Genomic DNA, 23,612 nt, shown 5'->3' with positions numbered 1-23,612 from the left:
AGGTCCCGATCCGGGAAACGGCAGCATCGTCGAACGCAACAATTGCAACACCTTCAGGCGGCGCAATCGGACCGCGCCAAAGGAAGCGGGCATCAAGGAATTGCCCTTCGATCCCCTGCCAGAACGCGCTTCGGCTGCCGGGATGCCAAAGGGCAATGCCCAAAGTTGCCAGCATCACCACCACTGCGGCGACGCGGCGTGTACGCCGGAACCTGTCGCGCGTTACCAATCGGGACCAAGCAATGCGTCGAACCGGTCGATGCGCGCCTGCCCCCACCGTGTAACTTGCCCCATTTTGCCGGAGGAAGTCACGTCAATGCCGTCACCGGGGCCGAGGCGCGCTTCGCCACCATTGGCAAAGACGAATACCGTTCCCTCGCGTGCAAATACTGCGCTTGCGCGGCGCTCAACCTGCATCGCCCATTGCGTCGAACGCACGGCGGCAACGGCGGACGGCGTGCGAATCTGAACGCCGTTTCCGTCCTGAGATGAGAACAGGAACCCGGCTAGCCCGTCGATCAGCCGAAATCCCAACGGTTTCGTGCCCCCCTCCAGAAGGCCAAGCACATCGACCTCGCTTTCGGGGCCGACAACGACATCAAGCCCGCCGAAACAGCGCAGGGTGACACGGGCTCCGGCCTCGGTGCGCAATTTGGCATTGCGACCCAACCCAAGGCCCGTCACCGCGGCCTGTACGCCTGCACCGCGGGCAGAGACCTCCGCACCCCCTTCCACACGGGTAACAACACACGCGCCGGGCGTCTGGGCACCGGCGGGAAGGGCCAGCCCGATCCAGAGGCTTGCGAATAAGGTTCGCAGCAGGTTCCGACAAGTCATTGTGGCCTCTCTGCGCAGGGGAACCCATTCAGGATGAACGGTCGCCAGCCATAGGTCAACAACCAGAACGTTTCACCCGCCCAAGGCCTGCGGGCGTGAAGGGACTAGGCCTGCAAAGCTGACGGCGACATCTCTGATTTTTCCAGAACCACAAAAGTCATCATACCAAATGGGGGCAGGGGCGTTTGTTCTTCGAGGGTCAATGCCGCCTCTTTCAGCACGGTTTCGATCTCGAAATCGGAATGCCAGCCGATCGTGTTGGCAAGCGGCGCAATTGCCTTTTCAAGCGATGCAAGCAAACCCTGCTCTCTTTGGAAATGATTGGTGATAACCACTTTTCCGCCCGGTTTACAGACCCGCGCGATTTCCGCCATCACTCTTTCCGGTTCCGGAACGACGGAAAGCACATGCATCGCCACAACCGTGTCGAAGTGGTTGTCGGGGAAATCGAGTGTCCGGGCATCCATCTGACGCAGCTCTGCGACATTGGTCAGTCGCATGGCGCTTACTTTTTTCCGGGCTTTCTTCAGCATGTCCTCGCTGAAATCTATACCGATCACCTGAAGCTCGGGAGCATAGTGTTCCAGTGAAAGGCCGGTACCCACCCCAACCTCCAGAACCGACCCGGAGCGGCCGTTTACATACTCGGTCGCGCGCCGCCGTCCGGCATTGGTGATGACACCGAATGTCTTGTCGTAAACCGGTGCCCAGCGCGCATAAGAGGATTGCACAGCTTGAATATCCATTTCAAATTCCCTGATGGTTTGAATGTTTTTCACTTCCGAACCACGCTTTGGCAACCATCACCACATATCCCACACACAGCGCGATCAAAGTGATCCAGGCAAAGGTCAGCAGCGCAGATCCTGCAATAGCGATGCCGATCAGAAAATACTTCACGTTCCCGCGGGAGATTCGGGTGGTCTTGAATGACCAGGTCGGAATGCGGCTGATCAGCAGCAGTCCGATAAACACCATATAAATGCAGATCAGATAGCCGGGCAGCACCGGCCTGTCAGCAAAGGCAAAAGAGAGGTACATGGGCAGCATGACCAAAAGCGCCCCTGCCGGTGATGGCACTCCTTCGAAATAGGCTTTGTCGTGGTCGCAGGTCTCGGACTTGCTGGTCACATTGAAGCGCGCCAGACGCATGACACAACACACCGCAAAGAACAGAACGGCGATCCAGGCCAGACTTCGGATATCCTGCAAAGCCCAGAAATATAGGATAAGCGGCGGCGCCACCCCGAAGTTCAGGAAATCCGCAAGCGAATCCAGCTCGGCACCCAGCTTGCTGCCACCGTTGACCAGGCGGGCGATGCGCCCGTCCAGCCCATCCAGAACACAGGCCGCGATAACCAGCTGTACCGAAAGCACGTAATTGCCCTGTACGCCGAACCTGATTGCCGACAAGCCTGCACAAATGGCCAGAATGGTCAGCGCGTTCGGCAGCAAATGGATCAGCGCAAACCCGGTCTCATCATGTTTGGAAGGTTCTGTCACTGATCCAGCCGCCTATTGTTCATCCGGCGCGCTCAATTCGGCAAGAACGGTTTCACCGGCGATCATCGTTTGCCCCACGCGCACCAGCGGATCCACATCATCAGGCAGATAGACATCCAGCCGGGACCCAAACCGGATCAGGCCAAACCGCTCACCGGTTTGCATCGCGTCACCTGGATTTACAAAGCATACGATCCGACGGGCCACAAGGCCCGCGATCTGGACAACCGCCAGGTCCTGACCGTTCCGCATGCGGATACGCAGACTGTTGCGTTCGTTATCGGCGCTGGCCTTGTCCAGCGACGCGTTGAAAAACTTGCCGGGGCGATAGGCGACAGCGACGATTTCGCCGTCGATGGGTGTTCGGTTCACATGGCAATTGAACACGCTCATGAAAACGCTGACACGCGTCAGGGGCATGTCGGGCATACCCAGTTCCTTTGGCGGCACCGCCTTTTCGATCAGCGAAACCACGCCGTCTGCCGGGCTGACAACCAATCCTTCACCCAACGGCGGCACGCGTTCAGGATCGCGAAAAAAGTAGTAACACCAGACCGTCAGGCCGACACCGATCCAGCCCAGGACGTCGGACAGGAAAAACAGGCCGACAGTTATCGCCGCAAAGATCGCGACAAACCGGATGCCTTCGGGATGCATCGGCTTGATGAACGTGTCACGCATTCGCATCGCGGTCTTTCCCTCAGCTCATTTGTCGGGACCTTCATAGGTAGATTGGCCCCGAACGCAAGAGAGGTCGATATGACACGGTGTGTTCGACACTGGCTTTCGACTACGCCCGATCAGAAATCCTTGAGCAGCCGGGTGGTTTCCGGGTCCAGAAACCCGGCAACGGTCGCCTCGGTTTCCAGCTCCAGTGCCCGGTGAATTCCGCCCGCTGTTGCCTGATTCAAGACACGTTTCATTGCACGTGTGGAAAGCTGAGGCAGGGCAGCCAGTTGTTTCGCGACCGCTTCCGCCTCGGCCAGCAGACCGTCGTCAGGCACGACCTTCCACGCAACGCCGATTTCCTTGAGTTCGGCCGCCGCGTAACGCTGTCCCAGAAACAGCATCTCGCGCGCTTTTACCGGCCCGACAAGCGCAGGCAGAATCGAGGTCACGGCACCGGTCACAAACAGGTTGAGCGACACCTCGGGAAAAAACCCCCGCGCGCTTTCCGCCCAGATCGGAAAGTCGCAATTGATCGCCCATTCAAAGCCCCCCCCGACGGCCCAGCCGTTGATGGCGCCGACAACCGGCTTGGCGCCAAGCACGATTGCCACGGTTGCGCGCTGTATGGCATCCACAACTGCGCGCGCTTCTTCCTCGGTCTCCGGATGCACATGTTCGTGCCGGTCATCGCCCGCGCAAAACGCCCTTCCCTCGCCGGTGAAAATGATCGCCCGTGTCGCGGGGTCGCGGTTCGCATCGTCGAACGCCAGCGTGACTTCATCGATCAAAAGGCGATTCATCGCGTTCATTGCATACGGTCTGTTCAGGGAAATCGTGCGCACACCATCTGCGGTCAAATCCGAGCGGATGGTTTCATAGGTGAAAGTTGTCATTCATGGCTCCTTATGACCCGCCTTGTTTTCCCTTCGGTTCGCGGAAACGTCGCGTAGGGTAGAATTCTCACCCGTATCGTCGCCCCGAGCTTTTTCTTGAACCTCTCCGCGATCCGCCGCGCTAGGGTTCCGTCATCCCGACCGTCGGCTGCCAACTCGACATGCACGGGCAAGACGTCATAAGGCGGCGGAACATCCAGCATGATCCGATAATCACCCGACAGTTCGTCGAATCCGGTGATGACGGCTGCGACCATGGACGGGAACATGTTCAGCCCCCGGACCACCACCATGTCGTCGGAACGGCCAATCACCCGGAACCGAAAGCCGGTGCAGCCGCACCGGCACGGGTCCGTATTGTCAATGCGGATGATATCGCCGGTCCGAAAGCGCACCAGGGGTTGGCATTCACGGCTGAGATGGGTGAGAACCAGTTCTCCTTCGTTGCCAGAGAGCATTTCCCTGGGTTCCCCGTTGTCAGGGTCGATCAGTTCGGCATGCAGGACATCATGCGCCACGAAATGCAATGAGGTGTCATGAGAGCATTCAGAGGCGAAATTGCAAAACACGTCAGAGACGCCGTAATTCGCGTTTCTTGGCTGCAAACCCCAGATATTGCTTAGGCGCCGGCGAAATTCCGGATCGTCAATGCCGGGCTCGCCGCCAAACAGCCCGAGTTTCAGGCCAAGATCACCAGGCTTCAAGGACGGAAACTTGTCGGCAATCACGCGCTCCAAAACAGCGGGATAAGACGGGGTGCACGAGATGGCAGTGATCCCGGTTTCCAATATGGTGTTGATCAGCAGTTCGGTCGATCCAACACCGAAAGGAACGACCGTTGCGCCCGTGCGCTCCAGCGTCAGATGGTCGGTCAGTCCTCCCATCCACATCTGATAGTTCAGGCAGTGAACAACGGTTATCCCCGGCTCCAGCCCGGCAAGGGACTGCGCGCGACCTCCAACGATTTCCGTTGTTTCGCAATCTCTTGCGCTCATGGCAAGGTTCATGGCCTGTCCGGTCGTGCCGGATGTACGATGCAGTCTGGCGACTTTCTCCGCCGGGGCAGCAAGGTAATCCCCGAACGGGGGCGATGCCGGTTGCGCCAGTCTCAGCCCCGCCTTGTCCGAGAACGGCAGCTCCGCAAGATCTTCCAGTCGTTTAGGAGGGCGCTTGCCGTTCCAAATCCGTTGATAGAAAGCCGAGTTTCTTGCGACATAGTCGCTTTGTCGTTCCCACGATTCCTGCCTGTGCAGTGATAACTCATTGAGGGGCACCAAGTGCCCGTCGTGCAGCAAGCTCATTCGCCCATGCCTTTCGTCCAAAGCGTTGTAAGAGTGTCGACAACGGTGTCCGGGTCTTTCGAGATCGACCCCACCCAGGGATCTTTGGTTACGAACAGTGCTGTCAGATACTGATCGACCATTCCGCCAAGCGCGTAAGCGCGCCGCATCAGTTCATCTTCGGCAGGTCTACTGCCCCGGTGTTTTTTCAGATACGCACGCACAACGGTTCTCGCCCACTCGTTGTTGAGCCGTTGAAAAGCTGCCCTGGCTTCGGGAAAAGCGTCGATGCCCACGACAAGGCATTTCATCAAGCCTGCATTGGCCTTGAATAGCTCGAAATAACCTGCCGTGGTATTGCGGATCGGGTCCCCATCTTGTCTGGCTGCGCCCCGCATCTGAACTTGCAGATAGTCCACGAACTTGCTCAGCAGGTGGCCCGCCAGGTCGTTTCGATCTTTGAAGTACAGATAAAACGTACCGTGCGCGACGCCCGCTTGCTGGCAAATGGTCGACACGGTCAGCAAATCAAGTGTGTTGTCGGCAAGGAAGGTCGTGCCGGAAATGAGAAGATCAAGCCGGGTACGCTCGCCCTTGCGCATGCGCTCCCGGCCGATGGATAACCATGTCTCAAACGGGTCGGTTTTCGGACCAGATATTCCATTGGCAGGGATCATTGTACCTCCATTTTATGAAACTGACATCAGTATCATAAATGATTCGAGTCAAGAGCCTGAATAGTCTGCGCTGGCCTTCGGCGGTGAAGGCGACCATCGCCCGCGCTACACGGAGTCGGACAAAAGCTCCTCCATAAAGAGACTCAGCAACTGAGCTCGCCCATCTACCCCAGCCTTGGCATAGATAGAAGTCGATTGCGCCCGTACGGTTCCCGCCGCCCGACCGCGAATGCGCGCGATGGAATCGTTGTCCAACCCTTTCAGGATCAGCAGGGCGACATCCCTTTCGGCTTGTGTCAGGCCCCATTGCGCAAAGAAGCCTTCGATGACTTCCGCCATCTCGCCACGCGCCGCCTTCAGACCGGTGGTAACGCGGGTCATCTTTGCAAGCAGCGCGCGCAGTTCGAACATGAAGAACAGGATGCCTGCACACAGCACGACTGCGACAAAGCTTTCCAGGACAAGATGCCCTCCACCCTCCCCGGCAGGATCGCGTACGTCCAGAATGACATCGACGATAAAGAACAACGCACATAGCGACTGGATCACGATCATCGCCGCCATTAGCGCGGCCCGGCGCGCGTCAGCGTCGCCGGACCTCAGGGTCTGAATGACCCTTTTGATCATTTGACCGACCAACCGTCGGGAATGTCCTTGCGTCCCGTAATCATTGCTTTCACCAAACCTACGCCTGTCCGCCTTTGATCCAGAACCACTCCGCCAACATGGATCACCACGGACAACATCAGCCAGTTGAACGCCAGTTCGTGCACCTCTTCAACCCACTCCACGCCAAAAAACCGGATCGAGCCCATCATGACGCCCGTGCCGCAAATCACCAGCAGGGTCAGCCAGATATTATAGGCCATCAGAGCACCCAGCGGGTTGTGGGACAAGTGCACGACCCGGTCCCCCGCCCATGCCTCCTTTGCATGGTTCAGCACGGCCCGCGGGTAAGGGACAAAAGCAGAAAACCGGGCCGAAGCCGGGCCTATGACGCCCCAGAGCAGCCTGACAAGAACAACCGCCAGAACCGCATATCCAATGAGTTCATGCGCTTTCCCCTCATCATCGACAATCATCCCGTTCAACACGACACCAAGAACGACAGTCCAGTGAACAAGCCGCACCAGCGGATCCCACACCCGATAGCTGCGGGCACTCAGGTGCCCGCGCTCTGTTTCAGCATGACCAGCCATCCGGCTTCACTCCTGCTCGACCTTGGAAATCTTGCCGCTTGCCGGATCGACATACACTTCGGCAAGATCCTTACCCTTCACGACATAGGCTTCGATCTTTCCGTCTTCCATTTCGATCTTGCGCACATCGAACCCCATATCGGTCAGGCTTGTGCGCACTTCAGCTTCGGTTTTTCCCACCTCTGCACCGGGAGCAAGGTCAAGCGCCAGAACCGGCGAAGCAACAAGCAGGCCCGCAATGATCGACAGATATCTCATGGTATTTCTCCGTTTTCAGATCCCGTGGCGGACTGCCCGCCAGCAAGGCCAACCTGTGCCGCTCGCCCCGATCGAACCATTGGGTTCGGGCTTAAACACGGGAATCTAAGCGCGCGCTGACGTTTGAAAACCGAACCTGTCCCAACAAAAAACCCCCGCGCGTCGCGCGGGGGTTTTGACTTCAGGCGTGTTTGTCAGGGATCAGTGTCTCTTGCCCTTAACCGGCGCCCAAAGGCGCTTGTTGGTCAGGTACAACAGCACCGAAAGGATGGTCAGGAAGATCACACCCACGAATCCGGCCTGCTTGCGGGCCATCATCTTGGGTTCTGCCGTCCACATCAGGAATGCGGCGACGTCCTGTGCCATGGCCTCGACGGTGTTCTCGTGGCCATCGGCAAACTCGACCTGCTCGTCGAACAGCGGTGGCGCCATCGAAATCCAGCCGCCGGGGAAGGCGGTATTTTCGTACAGGATGGTGCCGGCCTCTTCCTTTTCATGGCCGGTATAGCCATGCAGCAGCGAGGCGATGTATTCCGCGCCGCCCATGCCCTTGAACAGCTGGTTGATGCCCAGGCCGTAGGGGCCATGGAAACCGGCGCGCGCCTTGGCCATAAGACTCAGATCAGGCGCGCCAGCCGCCGTGTTGGCCGGGAAATGGTCAACGGGCTTGGCCGGCACGTCCTCGTCGAGTTCCGGATCGTAAACAGTGAAGTTGTCAGCCGCATAGGCGCGAACCTGATCCATTGTGAACCCGACACCGCCCTCATCGGCCAGTGTGCGCAGGGGAACATATTGCAGGCCGTGGCAGGCCGAGCAGACCTCGGTATAGATCTGCAGGCCGCGTTGCAGCTGGTGCTGATCATAGGTGCCGAACGGGCCTTCGAACGAGAACTGGAAATCCTCGATATGCTGTTCGCCGCCACCTGCCGCGAATGATGCGGCAGGAACAAACGCCAGAGCAACAGCGGCGCCGATTGCAAGTTTCTTGAACATGGTTTTCTGTCCCTCTTCTTACTCGGCGGGTGTGGCGTCGGCGTCAGCCTTGCCATAGTGCGCGTTGAAGTCTTCTTCGATGGTTTCCGGCTGCGGCTCGGGCTTTTCGATAACGCCCAGGATCGGCAGGATCACGAAGAAATAGGCGAACCAATAGGCCGACGCGATCAGCGAGAAGGATGCATAGGGTTCTTCTGCAGGCATCGCGCCCAGCCACATCAGGGCCATGAAGTCGATGATCAGCAGGTAGAACCACCACTTGAACATCGGACGGTACTTGCCCGAACGCACCGACGAGGTGTCCAGCCACGGCGCCAGCGCCATTGCCAGGATCGCGCCGAACATCGCCATCACGCCAAAGAACTTGGCGTCAATGATGCCACCGGTGATGAAGCTGGCGAACTGAACAACCCAGACCTCGCCGGTAAAGGCGCGCAGGATTGCATAGAACGGCAGGAAGTACCATTCCGGCACGATATGCGCGGGCGTCACAAGCGGGTTGGCTTCGATATAGTTGTCGGGGTGGCCCAGATAGTTCGGCATGAAGCCGACGATGGCCCAGAAGACAACCAGAACAACTGCCAGAGCAAAGAAGTCCTTGATCACGAAATAGGGCCAGAACGGCAGCGTGTCCTTCTCGGCCTCGGCTTTCGACCCTTTGCGAACATCAACGCCCGTGGGGTTGTTGTTGCCGGTGGTGTGGAAGGCCCAGATATGCACCACGACCAGCGCCGCAATGACGAACGGCAGCAGGTAGTGCAGCGAGAAGAAGCGGTTCAGCGTGGCGTTGTCCACGGCGGGTCCGCCCAACAGCCAGGTCTGGATGCTTTCGCCGATGAACGGGATCGCTCCGAACAGGCCGGTGATCACGGTTGCGCCCCAGAACGACATCTGTCCCCAGGGAAGAACGTAACCCATGAATGCAGTGCCCATCATGCACAGATAGATCAGCATGCCGATGATCCACGTGATCTCGCGCGGGGCCTTGTACGAGCCATAGAAAAGACCGCGGAAGATGTGGATATAAACGGCGACAAAGAACAGCGACGCCCCGTTCATGTGCAGATACCGCAGCATATGGCCGCCGTTCACGTTGCGCATGATGTGCTCAATGCTGGCAAAGGCCAGATCGACCTGCGGGGTGTAATGCATCACCAGCACGATGCCAGTGATGATCTGCAGCGCCAGGCAGAAAGCCAGAACAATGCCCCAGATCCACCACCAGTTCAGGTTCTTCGGGGTGGGGATCATGATGGTGTCGTAAAGCAGACCGACGATGGGCAGGCGGCTGTGCAGCCACTTTTCCGCGCCTGTCTTCGGTTCGTAATGGTCGTGCGGAATTCCGGACATGAGCGCGTTTCCTTATCCCAGCTTGATAACGGTAGGTTCGACGAACTCGGCCACCGGAACCGGCAGGTTCTCGGGCGCGGGCCCTTTGCGGATGCGGCCAGACGTGTCGTAGTGCGAACCGTGACAAGGGCAGAACCAACCATGATAGTCGCCGGCGCCATCACCCAGCGGCACACAACCAAGGTGCGTACACACGCCCATCATCACCAGCCATTCGCCACTCTCGTCCAACGAACGGTTTTCGTCCGCGGCGTCAAGGCCGGGCTTGTTGGCGTTGCGATCGTTGTTGTCCGGCAGTTCTGCCAGGTCGACCGAACGCGCCTCTTCGATTTCCTCGGGTGTCCGGCGGCGGATGAAGACCGGTTTGCCCAGCCACTTCACGGTGATCTGGGTGCCTTCTTCGACGCCACTGATATCCACGCGGATCGAGGACAGCGCCTGAACGTCGGCCGACGGGTTCATCTGATTGACGAGCGGCCAGACGGCAGCCCCTGCGGTTACAGCACCTGCGCCAGCCGTGGCGTAGTAGAGGAAATCTCTGCGGGTGCCTTCGTGATCTTCTGCGTGGGACACGAGGTTTTCTCCGAATTCCAACGCCCGGCGGACGGGCAAACATGCATCAGCACCGCAACAAAGCGGCGTCTCATCGCGCGTATCTATCCGGGAGAAAACGGTTCGTCCAGCGGTCATAGGCGCGCAGGACCCCGCATCAGCCCTTTCATGTCGCAATGCGGACACAAATTTCAAGATCGGGGCGGCAAAATCATGAAAACGCGCCCGTATTTGGCGGAATACCGAAAATCCCTGCCCCAGGCGATTCGCTTTTGTCGCGCTATGCTCACCATACAGTCGGTGGCTTTCAGCCCCGATGCAGCTTCGTCGCAGGGAAGCTTCGCTCACAGTCTGTCCAGTTCAGCCTGATGAAGTCCGTCAACTACCCCTTTGGTTGTGCATGCTCCAATTAAACATCTATTTTATATAGAAATTTTATTCCTCAAAATGGCCACATTCCTGCTATTGCACCTATTGCGAGAACCGCGTTATGTCCCGGTGGACGCATATACAGGATGGAGGTTGGGCGTGATAAAAACGATTTTTGCGGCCCTTATTCTTGCAACCGCCTCTACGGCGACGGCCCATGCCGCCGGAGATCCGGCAAAAGGCGAACAACTTTACAGCCGCTGTTCCTCCTGCCACGCAATCATCAAGGACGGCAAGGTGCTGGTCAAAGGCGGGATCACCGGCCCGAACCTGTACGGGGTCATCGGTCGGGTCGCCGGAACCGAATACGACTACCTCAATGGCAGCGAGCGCTTGCCCATCGGCATGTTCACCGACGACATGATCCGCGCCGGCCAAGAAGGCCTCGTCTGGACCGAAGAGAACATCACCGCCTATGCCGCCGACCCCATTGGTTTCATTCAGGAATTCCTGAACGATGAAACTGCCCGCCCGAACATGAGCGTCAAGCTCAAATCCGGGGCCGAAGACATCACTGCCTATCTGGCGACCTTCAGCCCCCAGTAAACCCGGCGCCTGATGCTGGCTAAGCCTTGTGCATCAAGGCGGCCAGCCGGGCGGTTTCACTGCCAAAGCCGTTGGAAACCTGATCAGCGGCCGCATTTCGCGCGTCCTCGGGTTTGTTCTGACCAAGCTTCCAGGTGCCCTGAATATCTTCAACGCGCATGCGGCACGGTACGATCATGCGCATCATCCTGTTCAGCGCTTCACTGGACATTTTCCCTGTGCCCCATGGGGCTTTGGGCAGCAGCCGCTTCTCATAGAATGCAGATTGGCGGTCAAGCAAGCCACGTAGCTCGTCCTTCGGGCGCAGTTCAAGCTTTCCGGTCAGGTGCACGGCAACGTAGTTCCACGTCGGAACCTGATCTTCGACACCGTACCAATCGGGCGAGATATAAGCATCCGGCCCCTGCACCGCGATTTTCGCGTACTGCGTCTCGCGCAGAACCCGCACTATGGGGTTCGAGCGCACAAGATGCAGGTCAGCCAGTGAACCGTCTTCGGACAGCAGAAACGGGACATGACTTAATAACGGGGCCTCGCCCGCAGAGAGTGCCAGAACGCCGAACGCCCGGTCGCGGGCGAATTCAACATGACGCGCGCGGTCCTCGGCGCGGAAAGCTGGATTTGGATGCATAAAAGTCCTCCTGTCAAATCTCTTGCAGCGGCAGCCGGTTCTTGGCAAGGTCCGGCTCGTTCTCAGGGCGGGGTGGAATTCCCCACCGGCGGTATGCGGGCCATGGCCCGTAAGCCCGCGAGCGGCCCCGGTTTTAGGGGTGTCAGCAGATCTGGTGAAATGCCAGAGCCGACGGTTACAGTCCGGATGAAAGAGAACGCACGGCCAGGCCACGCCCCCGCGTGTGCTCGTCCGTTCGTGATCGCCTTGGGTGACGTGTCTAACCTATGGAGATTACGATGACACACACCCGCTATGCCTTCGTCAAAGCCAACTGGCATTCCGACATTGTTGACCGCGCGCTCGACGGGTTTCTTGAACTCGTCCCCGCAGAACAAGTCGATGTCTTCGATGTTCCCGGCGCGTTCGAGATGCCCCTGCTGGCCCGTGATCTGGCCCAGACCGGGCGTTATGCCGCCGTCGCCTGCGCTGCCTTTGTCGTTGATGGCGGCATCTATCGCCACGACTTCGTCGCAAAAGCCGTGGTCGATGGCCTGATGCGCGCCGGGCTTGATACAGGGGTTCCCGTCCTGTCGGTCTCGCTGACCCCGCACCAATATCAGGAAACCGATCATCACAATTCGATCTACCGCGACCATTTCGTACAAAAAGGGCGCGAAGCGGCTCAGGCCGCGCTGATGATTTCGGAAACCCGTGCGAAAGTCGCGCAGGCTGCCTGATCTTCATCCTTTCGAAAATACTCAAAATGCGCCGCCCGCAGGGCGGCGTTAAACCCGTCAACGGCCAAATCCGCTTGAGGCCGGGGGCCTTGCCCGCTAATCACGATCCGCAAAGGAGCACGCCCCATGTCAATGAACAGCTTTGGCCATCTTTTCCGCGTCACCACCTGGGGTGAAAGCCATGGGCCCGCCTTGGGCGCCACTGTCGACGGTTGCCCGCCGGGGGTCACAATAGACGAAGCGATGATCCAGCACTGGCTGGACAAGCGCAAACCGGGACAGAACAAATTCACCACGCAGCGACGCGAGCCGGATCAGGTCAAGATCCTTTCGGGCGTGTTCGAAGGCCAGACCACCGGCACACCGGTGCAACTGATGATCGAAAACACCGATCAGCGCTCGAAAGACTACGGCGACATCATGGACAAGTTCCGCCCGGGCCACGCCGATATCACCTATTGGCAGAAATACGGCATCCGCGACTATCGTGGCGGCGGGCGCAGTTCAGCCCGGGAAACTGCGTCGCGCGTGGCCGCAGGTGGACTGGCGCGCGAGGCCATCCGGCAGATTGCGCCGAATGTGCAGATCACCGGCTACATGACCCAGATTGGCCCGCACAAAATCGACCGCGCCAAATTCGACTGGGCGCAGATTGAACAGAACCCGTTCTGGACGCCTGATGAACAGGCGGCCGGGGATTGGGCCGCCTATCTGGATGACCTGCGCAAATCCGGCAATTCTGTCGGGGCCGTGGTCGAGGTTGTGGCACGCGGTGTCCCGGCAGGGCTTGGGGCGCCGATTTATGCCAAGTTAGACACTGATCTTGCGGCCGCGATGATGTCGATCAACGCTGTCAAAGGCGTCGAGATCGGCGAAGGCATGGCCGCTGCTGAACTGACCGGTGAAGCCAATGCCGACGAAATCTTCATGGGTCAGGATGGCCCGCAATACAGTTCAAACCACGCAGGCGGCATCCTGGGCGGCATCTCGACCGGACAGGACATTGTCGTGCGTTTCGCGGTCAAGCCGACCAGCTCGATCCTGACCACCCGCAAGACCATCACAAAATCCGGCGAAGAGACCGAGATCATCACCAAGGGCCGCCACGACCCCTGCGTCGGCATCCGCGCAGTGCCGGTCGGCGAAGCGATGATGGCGTGCGTGATCCTCGACCACCTTTTGCTGCATCGCGGCCAGATCGGTGAAAATCGTGGCCACATTGGCTGAGCTGCGCACCCGGCTGCGCGACATCGCCCGCGATCTGATGGCTTCCGACCCGGCGCACGATCTGGCGCACCTCGACCGGGTCTGGGTCAATGCCAGCGCCATTGCCGACGGGCAGACCGACCAGCGTATCCTGCTGGCGGCCTGTTATCTGCACGATCTGGTCAATCTGCCCAAGAACAATCCCGATCGGCACCTTGCCTCTCGCCGCTCGGCCGAGGCCGCCGCGCCTATCCTCGCCGGCCTGGGCTTTTCCACGCCTGAAATCGAGGCCACGAAACACGCCATCGCCGCGCACAGTTTCTCCGCCGGAATCGCACCGCAGTCGGCCGAAGCCCGCATCCTGCGTGACGCCGACCGGCTGGATGCGCTGGGCGCCATCGGCATCGCGCGCAACTTTTCCGTCGCCGGTTCACTGGGTCGCGCCCTTTATGATCCCGCCGATCCCTTTGCCGAAAACCGCCCCCTGGACGACCTGCGGTATTCGGTCGATCACTGGAAGATCAAATTGCTGAGCCTGCCAGCGGACATGCTGACCAAAGGCGGCGAACAGATCGCGTGCCAACGTGTCCAACGCATGTTGCGGTTTCTCGAGTCGTTCGCCGAGGAAATCGGCCGCGCCCTGCCCGCGGACTGGACCGCCGAATAGGACCGGGATTTTCCATTATTGATCTTTGCCCGGCAAAGGCGCAGGGTCGCGCGCATGGCGACCCCCTTAACATCGCATCGACCTGTACTTGCCGTGACGCTCAAGCTGAGTGCCCTGTTTCTGTTCACGTTGATGTCGGCACTGGTCAAGGCGCTGTCAGACACTTTTCCGCCGGGCGAGATGGTGTTCTTTCGTTCGCTTTTCGCCATTCCGGTGATCGTCGTATGGCTGATCGTGCGCGGAGAGCTGAAACAGGGATTTGTCGCGAAAAGACCGATGGGGCATTTCTGGCGCGGCGTTCTGGGCACCACCGCCATGGGCCTGACTTTCACCGGACTCAGCCTGTTGCCGCTGCCCGAGGTGACCGCCATCGGCTATGCCACGCCCATCTTCACCCTGATACTGGCCGCCCTGATGCTGGGCGAAACTATCCGGATGATCCGCATCGGCGCGGTTGCAATTGGTCTCTTGGGTGTTCTCATCATGCTCTGGCCCCGCCTTGGCGGCAGTGACCTGCAGGCCTCTGCCACCATCGGCGCGCTTTGTGTTCTGGGCGCGACCATCGCCCGCGGGTTCGTACAGATCCACCTTCGCCAGCTTGTGCAGGTCGATCACCCCGCAGCCATCGTGTTTTATTTCTCGGCCACCGCGTCGGTTCTGTCTGCGCTGACCGCCTTTTTCGGATGGACAATGCCGACCTTGGATCAGGCCGCGCTTCTGATCCTGACCGGGCTGGTGGGCGGTGTGGCGCAGATCCTGGTTACGTCATCCTTTCGTTTCGGTCAGGCCTCGATGCTGGCCCCTTATGACTATACCAGCATGCTGTTCGCCATCTTCGTCGGCTACGTCTGGTTCGACGAGTTGCCGACGCTGGTCATGCTGTCGGGCGCGGCATTGGTCATTGCCGGAAACGTGCTGGTGATCTGGCGCGAGCACCAACTTGGGCTGGAGCGCGGCAAAGTGCGTGCGGTCACCGATCCCAAAGCCTGACCTTTACCTTTCGCTCACTTTCCCTAGGTTGACCCCGACAATGAACAAGGATTCTCCGATGAGCGACGCACAGGACCACAAGGAAAAGATGCAACAGGTGCAAGCCCAGCACCGCAAGAAAGTGTCCGAAGCGGTCGACCCCGATCGCGGGTTGGTGCTGATCAACACCGGCAAGGGCAAAGGCAAATCCTCGGCCGCTTTCGGTGTCGTCATCCGCGCGCTGGGCTGGGGCAAAAAAGTGGCCGTCGTCCAGTTCATCAAGGGCAAATGGAAAACAGGCGAGCGCCGGTTCTTCGAGGAACACGGGCTGGTCACCTGGCACACAATGGGCGAAGGCTTCACCTGGGATACCCAGGACCGCGAACGCGACATCGCCGCGGCGACGGCGGCCTTTGGCAAGGCCCGCGAACTGATGGAAAGCGGCGGATACGATCTGGTGGTGCTGGACGAGATCAACATTGCGCTACGCTATGAATACCTGACGGTGGATGCAGTCATCGAAGGACTTGAGGCGCGGTCCGGGAAAACCAGCGTGTTCCTGACGGGCCGCGACGCACCGCAGGCGCTCAGGGACTATGCCGATCTGGTCACTGAAATGACCGTGGAAAAGCACCCGTTCGATGCCGGGATCAAGGCACAAAGGGGTATCGATTTCTAAGCCAGCCGCAACCATTCAATAGAGGAGGCGCAAATGACCGCAAACCGACTGATGATCCTGTCAGGTGTGTCGTTTGTCCTCTTCGGTCTGCTGCTGGGCGCCAGCGGCTCAGAGGCGTCGAAAAACCTCTGGGGCGGGTTGAGCACGGCATCGCTTGGCACCTTTGCCCTGGCGATGGTCGCCGATGCGCTGGCCAACGGCAGGATCAGGTTTCAGTTCGACGTGATCGAGCGGGACAAACGCCCGCGCCTGTTTCTGGCCGCCATATCCCTCGTTGCATTTGCCGGGCTGGTCGTGATGGGTTGCGCCGTTTGGGTCTTGTTTTTCCGGGGCCGATAGAACCCGCGAAAAAGCCGTGGCAACCAAGGCCACGGCTTTTTCTTCTGCATGGGTCGGGCCGTCAGGCCGCAACGCTCTCTTCTGGCGCGCTCAGCGAAATCACCGCTACGACCGCGATCCCGTTCAGCCAATAAAAGGAAGCGTCGAGGCCGGAGAAACCGAACAGGCTGGGCGCGAACAAAAAGGTGATGCCGACCAGCAGGTCCACCGCCAGATGGAACTTGTACGGCAGAACCCGCCAGATCCCCAGATGGTGGTCGGTCAGGACCGTCAGCACAAAGGCCGCCATGCCGGTGACAACCGACAGCCACAGCGCTATCGGGTTGGACTGCCCCAGTCCCAGCAGGAACGGCAGCCCCATCAGCGCGAAAGCAACCGGATAATCGAGATAGGCGTGAATATTGCGGGTAACAAAACGAATGGACATGAGATCTTCCTTTCTCTGATCGAAGTGAAGCAAAGATAAGGGATCTTTCTCGAACGATTGAGCCTTGAGCGTACAGATGATCTTGCCATTCGTACAAAGTCAGAGCGTATCAATGCATCGCCTTATAGGCCGCCGGTGATACGCCGATTTGTTTCTTGAACACGCGCGAAAACGCCGCCTCGGAGCTATAGCCCGCCTCGGCGGCCGCATCCGCGACGTTCCAGCGGTTCTCGACCAACCCGTGACAGGCGATCTGCATACGCCATTCGGTCAGGTACTGCATCGGGGTCGTTCCCATCTTCAGCGCAAAAAGCTGGGCAAAGGCTGTTCGCGACATCCCGGCCTCACGTGCAAGCGTCTCGACGCTCCAATCGCGCGCGGGGGCGCGGTGAAACGCCGTCAGCGCCCGCGATATTCGCTGGTCGGCAAACCCGGCCAGTGCGGAATAGTTTGGGCTTTGATGTTCCAGATGCGCCCGGATGGCCTGGGCAAACAGCACTTCCGAAAGCTTCAGCGCGATCAGGTCGCCACCGATCCGGGCCCCATTCACTTCCGACCCGATCATGCGCAATGTCGCCTCGATCCAGGCGCCGGCCTCCTCGCCATAATTTTCGATCAGGATATAGGGCGGCAGCCGGTCTATCAGCATGTGACCGGATCCCTTCCCGCCCGGCGCAGCGGAAAACGAGAAATGGCCGCAGATCAGCTGCGTATCGCGCTCTTCGTCCGCGCCGCCATAAATCAGAACGCCGTCGCCCTTGTACCCGGCTTGCTCCAGAACCTGATCCAGCGGCAGGGCGTCGATCGGCTTGACTTCGTTGCACAGCAGCGCATGCGCCGCCCCATGCGGGATCAGGATCAGGTCCCCCTGCCTCAGCCGCAGCGTCTCGGCGGTTGACGGGACATACACCTTCAACTCGCCCCGCTGCACGAAATGAAACCGGGCCACGTTCTGGTAACTCGGCACCTTGATCCCGAACGGCGGTGTGAACGACGTGCGGAAATACAGGGTTCCACGCAGGGACAGGCGGGTCAGGATATCGCTGAGAAGGTCCAACATGATGCGAACGTAGTCGTATTTTGCCCTTCGTCCATATGCCTGAACGAACTGCAATGTATTTTGAACGATGGGTTTATGTTGCGTCATGACCAGCAAACCGCAGTTATGCACGCCCGGCCCCGCAACCCATTGCCAGCTGCGATTCCTGCCCATTACACTCTACCGACTTCATACAACAGTCATTCAGCCACCGGCAGGGGATCATCGAATGAGTCACGACAGAATGACCGAATTCCGCGACCGCCTGATCCGGCAGGGGATCGACACCGCCTTGGTCACGGACGAAGATAATGTCTATTACCTGACCGGATACTATGACTACCTGCACATGGAATTCGGGCGACCGACGATCCTGGTGATTCCAAAAGACGGCGACAGCCTGCTGATCACTCCCACGATCGACGAAGTCATGGCCATAAAGGTTGCGCAGGTTGACAGGATTGCAGCCTGGAACGACGGCGCGGGGGAGGAATGGCGACAGGAACTGCCCGCCATCCTGAAAGCCGCCGGGTCGGTGGCGATCGAGCCGGACCGGATGCCGCCGATGGTCAGGCGCTATGTCGATACGCTTGTGGAATCATCCCGGTTACGAGACGTCTCGCCCATCCTCGATGACATGCGGATGATCAAATCAGCGTCCGAGTTGCAACTTGCGCGCCATGCCGGTCAGGTCGCCATGGCGATGATGGAGGCCGGCCGCGACGCAATCGGCGACGGTGTTCCCGAATACGAGGTCGCGCTGGCAACCGGGCGCGCGGGAACCCGCAAGGCAGCACAGATCCTGTCCGACCACTATGCTGATACGCCAATGTCGCCCAACACACATTTTCTCCAGATCATGGCCTCTGGCGACACGATCACCAGAACGCACCAACGGGCATCGACCCGGATCATGAAACGGGGAGAGCCGGTATTCCTGTGTTTCTGCGGCATGACGAATTTCCACCGCTTCAAGCTGGGCTTCGACCGGACCTTCTGGATCGGCGAAATTGCAGACGCGTCACAGGCCGGGATCTACGAGATTGCCGTCGCCAGCCAACAGGCCGCCTTGAATGAATTGAGGCCGGGAATATTGGCCGAGGAGGTGCACCGCGCCTATGCCGAGATCATTCAGGGGGCCGGATTCGACTATCCTTTCCGCTGCGGGCGGGCAACGGGGTTCAGTTTTCTCGAAAAACCGCAGCTGGTGACCGGGGACAAAACCGTTTTGCAACCGGGCATGGTATTTGCGGTTGACGGGTCAGTGTCCGTTGACACCTTCCGCGCGCAGGTCGGCGACAGCTTTATCATCACCGAGGACGGCTACGAACCCGTCACATTCCACTCAAAGGCGCTGGCTGATGTGATCTTGTGAAATCGCATCAAACGCCGGGCACGGGCCCCGCACTTTCGCGGGGGCCGCAATCTCGATCAACTACGAACGCACCAGCTTCTCGTAGGATTCCGCGATATCGCGGGTCAGGTCACCGACCTCAAAGGTATATTCCCCGATCTGCCCCACCGGCGTGACCTCGGCGGCGGTGCCGGTCAGCCAGCACTGTTCGAAATCCGCCATTTCCTCGGGCATGATGTGACGCTCGTGCACGGTAAGGCCCTTGTCCTTGAGCATCTGCACCACGGTTTGGCGGGTGATCCCGTTGAGGAAGCAATCCGGCAGCGGTGTGTGCACTTCGCCATCCTTGACAAAGAACACGTTGGCGCCGGTCGCCTCGGCGACATAGCCGCGATAGTCCATGAACAGCGCATCGGAACAGCCCTTGGCCTCGGCCTTGTGCTTTGAGATGGTGCAGATCATGTAAAGGCCCGCCGCCTTGGCATGAACCGGAATGGTTTCCGGGCTCGGGCGTTTCCATTCCGCGATGTCCAGCTTGGCGCCCTTCATCTTGGCGTCGCCATAGTATGCGCCCCAACCCCAGACCGCGATGGCCATGCGCACCGGGTTGCGGGCCGAAGCCACGCCCATATCCTCGCCCGAACCGCGCCAGACCAGCGCCCGCACATAGGCGTCCTGCAGGCCCGAGGCCTTCAGTGTCTCTGCCTTGGCGGCCTCGATCTGATCGACGGTATAAGGCATCGGCATATCCAGAGCCTCGGCGCTGGCGACCAGCCGTTCGGAATGCGCCCGGCTTTTGAATATCTTGCCGTTATAGGCGCGCTCGCCCTCGAACACGGACGAGGCATAGTGCATGGCGTGGGTCAGGATATGTACCCTGGCATCGCGCCACGGCACCATTTCACCATCCATCCAGATGACACCATCACGATCATCATAACTCGCCATGCCAAGACCTCCAGAACGGCAGTTTTCCATTTATTGCGTCAATTAGGTCCGAACCGGACACTTTGTTGCGCAAAAGCTGCGATTCGATACCTGTTCACCCTTGGAATGTCAACAAGACTGACTTAAAGTCGGTCCAAGCTACAAACGAGGCATATCATGTCCGAAACCCGCGCCGCATCGGCCTTTGGTGGCGAAAGCCTGCTGTTTCTGACCGACGAGCAGTTGCGGCAGGGGATCGAGGCAATGTTTTTTGCCTATCGCGGCTTTACCGCCGATCCGGACCGCATTCTTGCCGAAATGGCTTATGGCCGCGCCCATCACCGGGCGGTCCACTTCATCAACCGCGCGCCGGGAACGACCGTGAACAACCTGCTGGCCATCCTGGGCGTCACCAAACAGTCCCTCAACCGGGTGCTGCGCACGCTTATTGCCGATGGTCTGGTCGAAAGCCGCGTGGGGACTGTGGACAAGCGCGAGCGCCACCTTTTCCTCACCGATGCGGGACGTGCGCTCGAGGCGAAACTCTCCGACGCCCAGCGCGCCAGGATGCGCGCAGCCTACAAGGATGCCGGCCCCGAAGCCGTGGCCGGGTTTCGCAAGGTACTTGAAGCGATGATGGATACTGATATGCGTGGTGCCTATACCAAACTGCGGGATACGACCTCATGAGCAACATGGATGCCCATCTTCTGATCATCGACGATGACGAACGCATTCGCGACTTGCTGAAGAAATTCCTGATGAGGCACGGCTTTCTGGTTACGTCGGCCCGCGATGCCGCGCATGCCCGCCGGGTGCTGACCGGGCTGGACTTCGACCTGATCGTCATGGACGTGATGATGCCCGGCGAGGATGGCGTCAGCCTGACGCGCGCCCTGCGCGAAACCCATACGACGCCGATCCTGTTGCTGACCGCGCGCGGCGAAACCGAACACCGCATTGCCGGGCTCGAAGCGGGGGCCGACGACTATCTTGCCAAGCCGTTCGAACCCAAGGAATTGCTGCTGCGCATCAATGCGATCCTGCGGCGCATGCCCGAAACCTCGGCACAGGACGCCGCGCCGAAAATCCTGCATCTTGGGCCGATCCGTTACGACATCGAACGCGGCGAGATGTGGCAGGGCGAAGACCCGGTGCGTCTGACCGCCACCGAAAGCCAGCTGATGCGGATTTTCTCGGCCCAACCCGGCGAAGCGATCAGCCGCGCCAAGCTGGTCGAGGATCTGGGTCGCGACAAGGGCCAGGCACAGGAACGGGCCGTCGACGTCCAGATCACCCGGCTGCGCCGCAAGATCGAATCCGATCCGAAACAACCGCGATACCTGCAAACGGTGCGCGGAGCCGGGTACATGCTCGCCCCGGATTGATCAGCTGAACCAGGCTCTGTTCCGGGCCGCTCGAACAAGGGATCATGATGAAAACCACCCTGATCACCCATGCTGACTGCCTTGGGCATGTCACACCTGCAGGTCATCCCGAACGGGTCGCGCGGCTGGAACACATCCTGCACGCACTCGAACCGCTGGATCTCAACCGTGTGACAGCGCCATTGGCCGCGGACGACGATCTGCTGCGCGTCCATCCCGAAAGCCATGTCCGCGCGATCCGCGCCACCCGGCCTGCCGACGGCTTTGCCCAGATCGACGCCGATACGTTCATGTCGCCCGGCTCGGTCGATGCCGCCTATCGCGCGGCGGGCGCTGTGGTGCGCGCGGTCGACATGGTTCTGGGCGGCGAAACCCCCAACGCCTTTTGCGCTATCCGCCCGCCGGGACACCATGCGGAAACCGAGACCGCGATGGGGTTCTGCCTGTTCGGCAATGCGGCGCTGGCGGCCAAACACGCGCTGGATCACCACGGGTTGTCCCGCGTCGCGGTGGTGGATTTCGACGTTCACCACGGCAACGGCACACAGGACCTTCTGTGGGACGAGCCGCGCGCATTGGTGATCACCAGCCAGCAGATGCCGCTCTGGCCCGGCTCCGGCCGCCCCGACGAGGATGGCGCGCATGGGCAGATCCTCAACATGCCATTGGCCCCCGGAACCGGCGGCGCCGAGATGCGCGCGGCATATCAGGGGCAGGCCTTTCCACGTCTGCGCGCGTTCAAGCCCGAACTGATCATTATCTCGGCCGGATTCGACGCGCATCAGGACGACCCGCTTGCCAATCTCAACTGGTCCACCGCCGATTTCGCGTGGATCACCGCCGAGTTGTGCAAGATTGCCAAAGACGTGTGTCAGGGCCGTATCGTCTCGACTCTCGAAGGCGGGTATGATCTGAACGCGCTAAGCGCCGCAACCCGGGCGCATGTGGAAGAACTGATGAAGGCCGCGACATGACCGATACACCCGTTGACCAGATGACGTTCGAACAGGCGATGAAAGAGCTGGAGGCCGTCGTCGGCCAGCTTGAACGCGGCGATGTGGCGCTGGATCAGTCGATCGCGCTCTATGAACGCGGTGCGGCGTTGAAAAAGCGCTGCGAGGACGAGCTGAAGCGCGCCGAGGAGAAGGTCGCCGCCATCACGCTGGACGCCAGCGGCCAGCCCACAGGGACAACACCCGTCGAAGGCCTTTGATGTTTCAGGAAAGGCTGGCGCAGGACGCCGCGCTGATTCAGGACCACTTCGATCTGGTTCTGGGCGCGCTCGACCCGATCGATGTGACCCAGGCCATGGCCTATGCCACGCAGGGCGGCAAACGGCTGCGCGGGTTTCTCGTGCTGGAAAGCGCCCGCCTGCATGATGTCGGACCCGACCGCGCGATCTGGCCCGCAACGGCTATCGAAGCGCTGCATGCCTATTCGCTGGTTCATGACGACCTGCCCTGTATGGACAACGACGATCTGCGGCGCGGCAAGCCGACGGTGCATGTGAAATGGAATCAGGGTACCGCCGTGCTGGCCGGCGACGCCCTGCAGACGCTGGCCTTTGAGCTGTGTACCCGGTCCGAAACTGGCCCCGCGGACACCCGCGCCGAACTGGCGCTGACGCTGGCACGGGCCAGCGGCGCGCAGGGCATGGTGCTGGGGCAGGCGCTTGACATCGCCGCCGAAACCGCCGACCGGCCCCTGACACTGGATCAGATCACCCGCTTGCAGGCCGGCAAAACCGGTGCGTTGATCGAATGGTCCGCCTGCGCCGGGGCGCGGCTGGCCGGGCAGGACACGGCCCCATTGCTCCAATACGCGCAGGCGCTTGGTCTTGCTTTTCAGATCGCCGATGACATCTTGGATGTCGAGGGTGACGCCAAAAAGGCCGGAAAGCGCCTGCAGAAGGATGCGGATGCAGGCAAGGCCACTTTCGTCTCGCTTCTTGGGCTCGATGGGGCGCGATCGCGCGCGCTGGAACTGGTAGAGGCCGCCTGCACCGCGTTGGAAATTTACGGCACGCGGGCCGATACCTTGAAGGAGGCCGCCCGTTTCGTTATTGCCCGGGACAGCTAACC

Annotated in this window: 30 protein-coding genes and 1 riboswitch; of the genes, 13 read left to right on the top strand and 17 right to left on the bottom strand. The window is 59.9% G+C overall.

The window, feature by feature from the left end; all coding sequences use genetic code 11:
• Positions 1–222 precede the first annotated feature (222 nt).
• The 13 genes from AC2FLX_RS16490 to petA all read right to left on the bottom strand — a co-directional run bounded on the left by AC2FLX_RS16490 (position 223) and on the right by petA (position 10,232).
• A complete protein-coding gene (locus AC2FLX_RS16490; RefSeq protein WP_496811367.1) occupies positions 223–837 on the bottom strand; it encodes a FecR domain-containing protein in 615 nt (204 codons plus the stop codon).
• 104 nt (positions 838–941) lie between these two features.
• Positions 942–1,583 (bottom strand): class I SAM-dependent methyltransferase, encoded by a 642-nt coding sequence (locus AC2FLX_RS16485; protein ID WP_496748603.1) that lies wholly within the window; start codon positions 1,581–1,583, stop codon positions 942–944.
• A 1-nt stretch (position 1,584) separates the two neighbouring features.
• The gene (pssA, locus tag AC2FLX_RS16480; RefSeq protein WP_480748990.1) at positions 1,585–2,340 is read right to left on the bottom strand and encodes a CDP-diacylglycerol--serine O-phosphatidyltransferase; all 756 of its coding nucleotides are present in this window, start codon (positions 2,338–2,340) and stop codon (positions 1,585–1,587) included.
• Positions 2,341–2,352: 12 nt separating this feature from the next.
• Positions 2,353–3,027 carry a phosphatidylserine decarboxylase gene (locus AC2FLX_RS16475; RefSeq protein ID WP_480748991.1) on the bottom strand — a complete coding sequence of 225 codons (675 nt, stop codon included), beginning with the start codon at positions 3,025–3,027 and terminating at the stop codon, positions 2,353–2,355.
• A gap of 113 nt (positions 3,028–3,140) precedes the next feature.
• Positions 3,141–3,902: an enoyl-CoA hydratase/isomerase family protein gene (locus tag AC2FLX_RS16470; protein WP_496811366.1), complete on the bottom strand. Its 762-nt coding sequence runs from the start codon at positions 3,900–3,902 to the stop codon at positions 3,141–3,143.
• Positions 3,899–5,203: a phenylacetate--CoA ligase family protein gene (locus AC2FLX_RS16465; RefSeq protein ID WP_496811365.1), complete on the bottom strand. Its 1,305-nt coding sequence runs from the start codon at positions 5,201–5,203 to the stop codon at positions 3,899–3,901. Before AC2FLX_RS16465 ends, AC2FLX_RS16470 begins: the two co-directional genes overlap by 4 nt.
• Complete coding sequence (locus AC2FLX_RS16460) at positions 5,200–5,859, bottom strand: TetR/AcrR family transcriptional regulator (protein WP_496811364.1); 660 nt, start codon at positions 5,857–5,859, stop codon at positions 5,200–5,202. The genes AC2FLX_RS16465 and AC2FLX_RS16460 overlap by 4 nt, the downstream gene beginning before the upstream one ends.
• A 105-nt stretch (positions 5,860–5,964) precedes the next feature.
• The gene (locus AC2FLX_RS16455; RefSeq protein WP_496748572.1) at positions 5,965–6,486 is read right to left on the bottom strand and encodes a helix-turn-helix transcriptional regulator; all 522 of its coding nucleotides are present in this window, start codon (positions 6,484–6,486) and stop codon (positions 5,965–5,967) included.
• The gene (locus AC2FLX_RS16450; protein WP_496811497.1) at positions 6,483–7,058 is read right to left on the bottom strand and encodes a cytochrome b/b6 domain-containing protein; all 576 of its coding nucleotides are present in this window, start codon (positions 7,056–7,058) and stop codon (positions 6,483–6,485) included. Before AC2FLX_RS16450 ends, AC2FLX_RS16455 begins: the two co-directional genes overlap by 4 nt.
• Positions 7,059–7,064: 6 nt before the next feature.
• Complete coding sequence (locus AC2FLX_RS16445; RefSeq protein ID WP_496811498.1) at positions 7,065–7,316, bottom strand: PepSY domain-containing protein; 252 nt, start codon at positions 7,314–7,316, stop codon at positions 7,065–7,067.
• Positions 7,317–7,517: 201 nt separating this feature from the next.
• Complete coding sequence (locus AC2FLX_RS16440; RefSeq protein WP_480748998.1) at positions 7,518–8,309, bottom strand: cytochrome c1; 792 nt, start codon at positions 8,307–8,309, stop codon at positions 7,518–7,520.
• Positions 8,310–8,327: 18 nt separating this feature from the next.
• On the bottom strand, positions 8,328–9,659 hold the full coding sequence (gene petB / locus AC2FLX_RS16435; RefSeq protein WP_496748574.1) for a cytochrome b: 1,332 nt from the start codon (positions 9,657–9,659) through the stop codon (positions 8,328–8,330).
• Positions 9,660–9,671: 12 nt separating this feature from the next.
• Complete coding sequence (gene petA, locus AC2FLX_RS16430; protein ID WP_480749000.1) at positions 9,672–10,232, bottom strand: ubiquinol-cytochrome c reductase iron-sulfur subunit; 561 nt, start codon at positions 10,230–10,232, stop codon at positions 9,672–9,674.
• 507 nt (positions 10,233–10,739) lie between these two features.
• Between petA and AC2FLX_RS16425 the strand changes: the two genes are divergently transcribed.
• On the top strand, positions 10,740–11,186 hold the full coding sequence (locus AC2FLX_RS16425) for a c-type cytochrome (RefSeq protein WP_480749001.1): 447 nt from the start codon (positions 10,740–10,742) through the stop codon (positions 11,184–11,186).
• A gap of 19 nt (positions 11,187–11,205) precedes the next feature.
• Here AC2FLX_RS16425 and AC2FLX_RS16420 read toward each other — a convergent pair whose 3' ends face one another.
• The gene (locus AC2FLX_RS16420; RefSeq protein ID WP_496811434.1) at positions 11,206–11,817 is read right to left on the bottom strand and encodes an FMN-binding negative transcriptional regulator; all 612 of its coding nucleotides are present in this window, start codon (positions 11,815–11,817) and stop codon (positions 11,206–11,208) included.
• A gap of 54 nt (positions 11,818–11,871) precedes the next feature.
• Positions 11,872–12,019: riboswitch (FMN riboswitch) on the top strand.
• Positions 12,020–12,095: 76 nt separating this feature from the next.
• Here AC2FLX_RS16420 and AC2FLX_RS16415 point away from each other — a divergent pair.
• The 6 genes from AC2FLX_RS16415 (at position 12,096) to AC2FLX_RS16390 (ending at position 16,396) form a co-directional block, all read left to right on the top strand.
• Positions 12,096–12,536, top strand: a complete 441-nt coding sequence (locus tag AC2FLX_RS16415) for a 6,7-dimethyl-8-ribityllumazine synthase (RefSeq protein ID WP_480749003.1) — start codon at positions 12,096–12,098, stop codon at positions 12,534–12,536.
• Positions 12,537–12,662: 126 nt separating this feature from the next.
• Positions 12,663–13,763 carry a chorismate synthase gene (gene aroC / locus AC2FLX_RS16410; RefSeq protein ID WP_496811433.1) on the top strand — a complete coding sequence of 367 codons (1,101 nt, stop codon included), beginning with the start codon at positions 12,663–12,665 and terminating at the stop codon, positions 13,761–13,763.
• Positions 13,747–14,409 carry an HD domain-containing protein gene (locus AC2FLX_RS16405; protein ID WP_496811432.1) on the top strand — a complete coding sequence of 221 codons (663 nt, stop codon included), beginning with the start codon at positions 13,747–13,749 and terminating at the stop codon, positions 14,407–14,409. Before aroC ends, AC2FLX_RS16405 begins: the two co-directional genes overlap by 17 nt.
• Positions 14,410–14,463: 54 nt before the next feature.
• On the top strand, positions 14,464–15,399 hold the full coding sequence (locus AC2FLX_RS16400) for a DMT family transporter (protein ID WP_496747104.1): 936 nt from the start codon (positions 14,464–14,466) through the stop codon (positions 15,397–15,399).
• A 58-nt stretch (positions 15,400–15,457) separates the two neighbouring features.
• On the top strand, positions 15,458–16,057 hold the full coding sequence (gene cobO, locus AC2FLX_RS16395) for a cob(I)yrinic acid a,c-diamide adenosyltransferase (RefSeq protein WP_496747106.1): 600 nt from the start codon (positions 15,458–15,460) through the stop codon (positions 16,055–16,057).
• Positions 16,058–16,090: 33 nt separating this feature from the next.
• Positions 16,091–16,396 carry a hypothetical protein gene (locus tag AC2FLX_RS16390; RefSeq protein WP_480749008.1) on the top strand — a complete coding sequence of 102 codons (306 nt, stop codon included), beginning with the start codon at positions 16,091–16,093 and terminating at the stop codon, positions 16,394–16,396.
• A gap of 61 nt (positions 16,397–16,457) precedes the next feature.
• Here the strand turns inward: AC2FLX_RS16390 and AC2FLX_RS16385 are convergent, their stop codons facing one another.
• Both AC2FLX_RS16385 and AC2FLX_RS16380 read right to left on the bottom strand, forming a co-directional pair.
• Complete coding sequence (locus AC2FLX_RS16385; protein ID WP_480749009.1) at positions 16,458–16,823, bottom strand: SPW repeat domain-containing protein; 366 nt, start codon at positions 16,821–16,823, stop codon at positions 16,458–16,460.
• A gap of 109 nt (positions 16,824–16,932) precedes the next feature.
• Positions 16,933–17,883 carry an AraC family transcriptional regulator gene (locus AC2FLX_RS16380; protein WP_480749075.1) on the bottom strand — a complete coding sequence of 317 codons (951 nt, stop codon included), beginning with the start codon at positions 17,881–17,883 and terminating at the stop codon, positions 16,933–16,935.
• Positions 17,884–18,091: 208 nt separating this feature from the next.
• Between AC2FLX_RS16380 and AC2FLX_RS16375 the strand changes: the two genes are divergently transcribed.
• Positions 18,092–19,237 carry a M24 family metallopeptidase gene (locus tag AC2FLX_RS16375; RefSeq protein WP_496810881.1) on the top strand — a complete coding sequence of 382 codons (1,146 nt, stop codon included), beginning with the start codon at positions 18,092–18,094 and terminating at the stop codon, positions 19,235–19,237.
• A gap of 60 nt (positions 19,238–19,297) precedes the next feature.
• Here AC2FLX_RS16375 and AC2FLX_RS16370 read toward each other — a convergent pair whose 3' ends face one another.
• Complete coding sequence (locus AC2FLX_RS16370; protein WP_480749011.1) at positions 19,298–20,164, bottom strand: branched-chain amino acid aminotransferase; 867 nt, start codon at positions 20,162–20,164, stop codon at positions 19,298–19,300.
• Positions 20,165–20,320: 156 nt separating this feature from the next.
• Here AC2FLX_RS16370 and AC2FLX_RS16365 point away from each other — a divergent pair, with 156 nt between their 5' ends.
• From AC2FLX_RS16365 to AC2FLX_RS16345, 5 genes are read left to right on the top strand one after another with little or no spacing between them, the layout of a single operon-like run.
• Positions 20,321–20,833 (top strand): MarR family winged helix-turn-helix transcriptional regulator, encoded by a 513-nt coding sequence (locus AC2FLX_RS16365; RefSeq protein ID WP_496747113.1) that lies wholly within the window; start codon positions 20,321–20,323, stop codon positions 20,831–20,833.
• Positions 20,830–21,531 (top strand): response regulator, encoded by a 702-nt coding sequence (locus AC2FLX_RS16360; RefSeq protein WP_480749013.1) that lies wholly within the window; start codon positions 20,830–20,832, stop codon positions 21,529–21,531. The genes AC2FLX_RS16365 and AC2FLX_RS16360 overlap by 4 nt, the downstream gene beginning before the upstream one ends.
• A 47-nt stretch (positions 21,532–21,578) precedes the next feature.
• A complete protein-coding gene (locus AC2FLX_RS16355; protein WP_480749014.1) occupies positions 21,579–22,505 on the top strand; it encodes a histone deacetylase family protein in 927 nt (308 codons plus the stop codon).
• Positions 22,502–22,744 carry an exodeoxyribonuclease VII small subunit gene (locus AC2FLX_RS16350; protein WP_480749015.1) on the top strand — a complete coding sequence of 81 codons (243 nt, stop codon included), beginning with the start codon at positions 22,502–22,504 and terminating at the stop codon, positions 22,742–22,744. Before AC2FLX_RS16355 ends, AC2FLX_RS16350 begins: the two co-directional genes overlap by 4 nt.
• Positions 22,744–23,610 carry a polyprenyl synthetase family protein gene (locus AC2FLX_RS16345; RefSeq protein WP_480749016.1) on the top strand — a complete coding sequence of 289 codons (867 nt, stop codon included), beginning with the start codon at positions 22,744–22,746 and terminating at the stop codon, positions 23,608–23,610. Before AC2FLX_RS16350 ends, AC2FLX_RS16345 begins: the two co-directional genes overlap by 1 nt.
• Positions 23,611–23,612: the final 2 nt, after the last annotated feature.

This window comes from Ruegeria sp. YKSF57, assembly GCF_059612585.1.
Note: the sequence above shows the minus strand (reverse complement) of the source record. Positions and strands in the feature narration are given on the sequence as shown.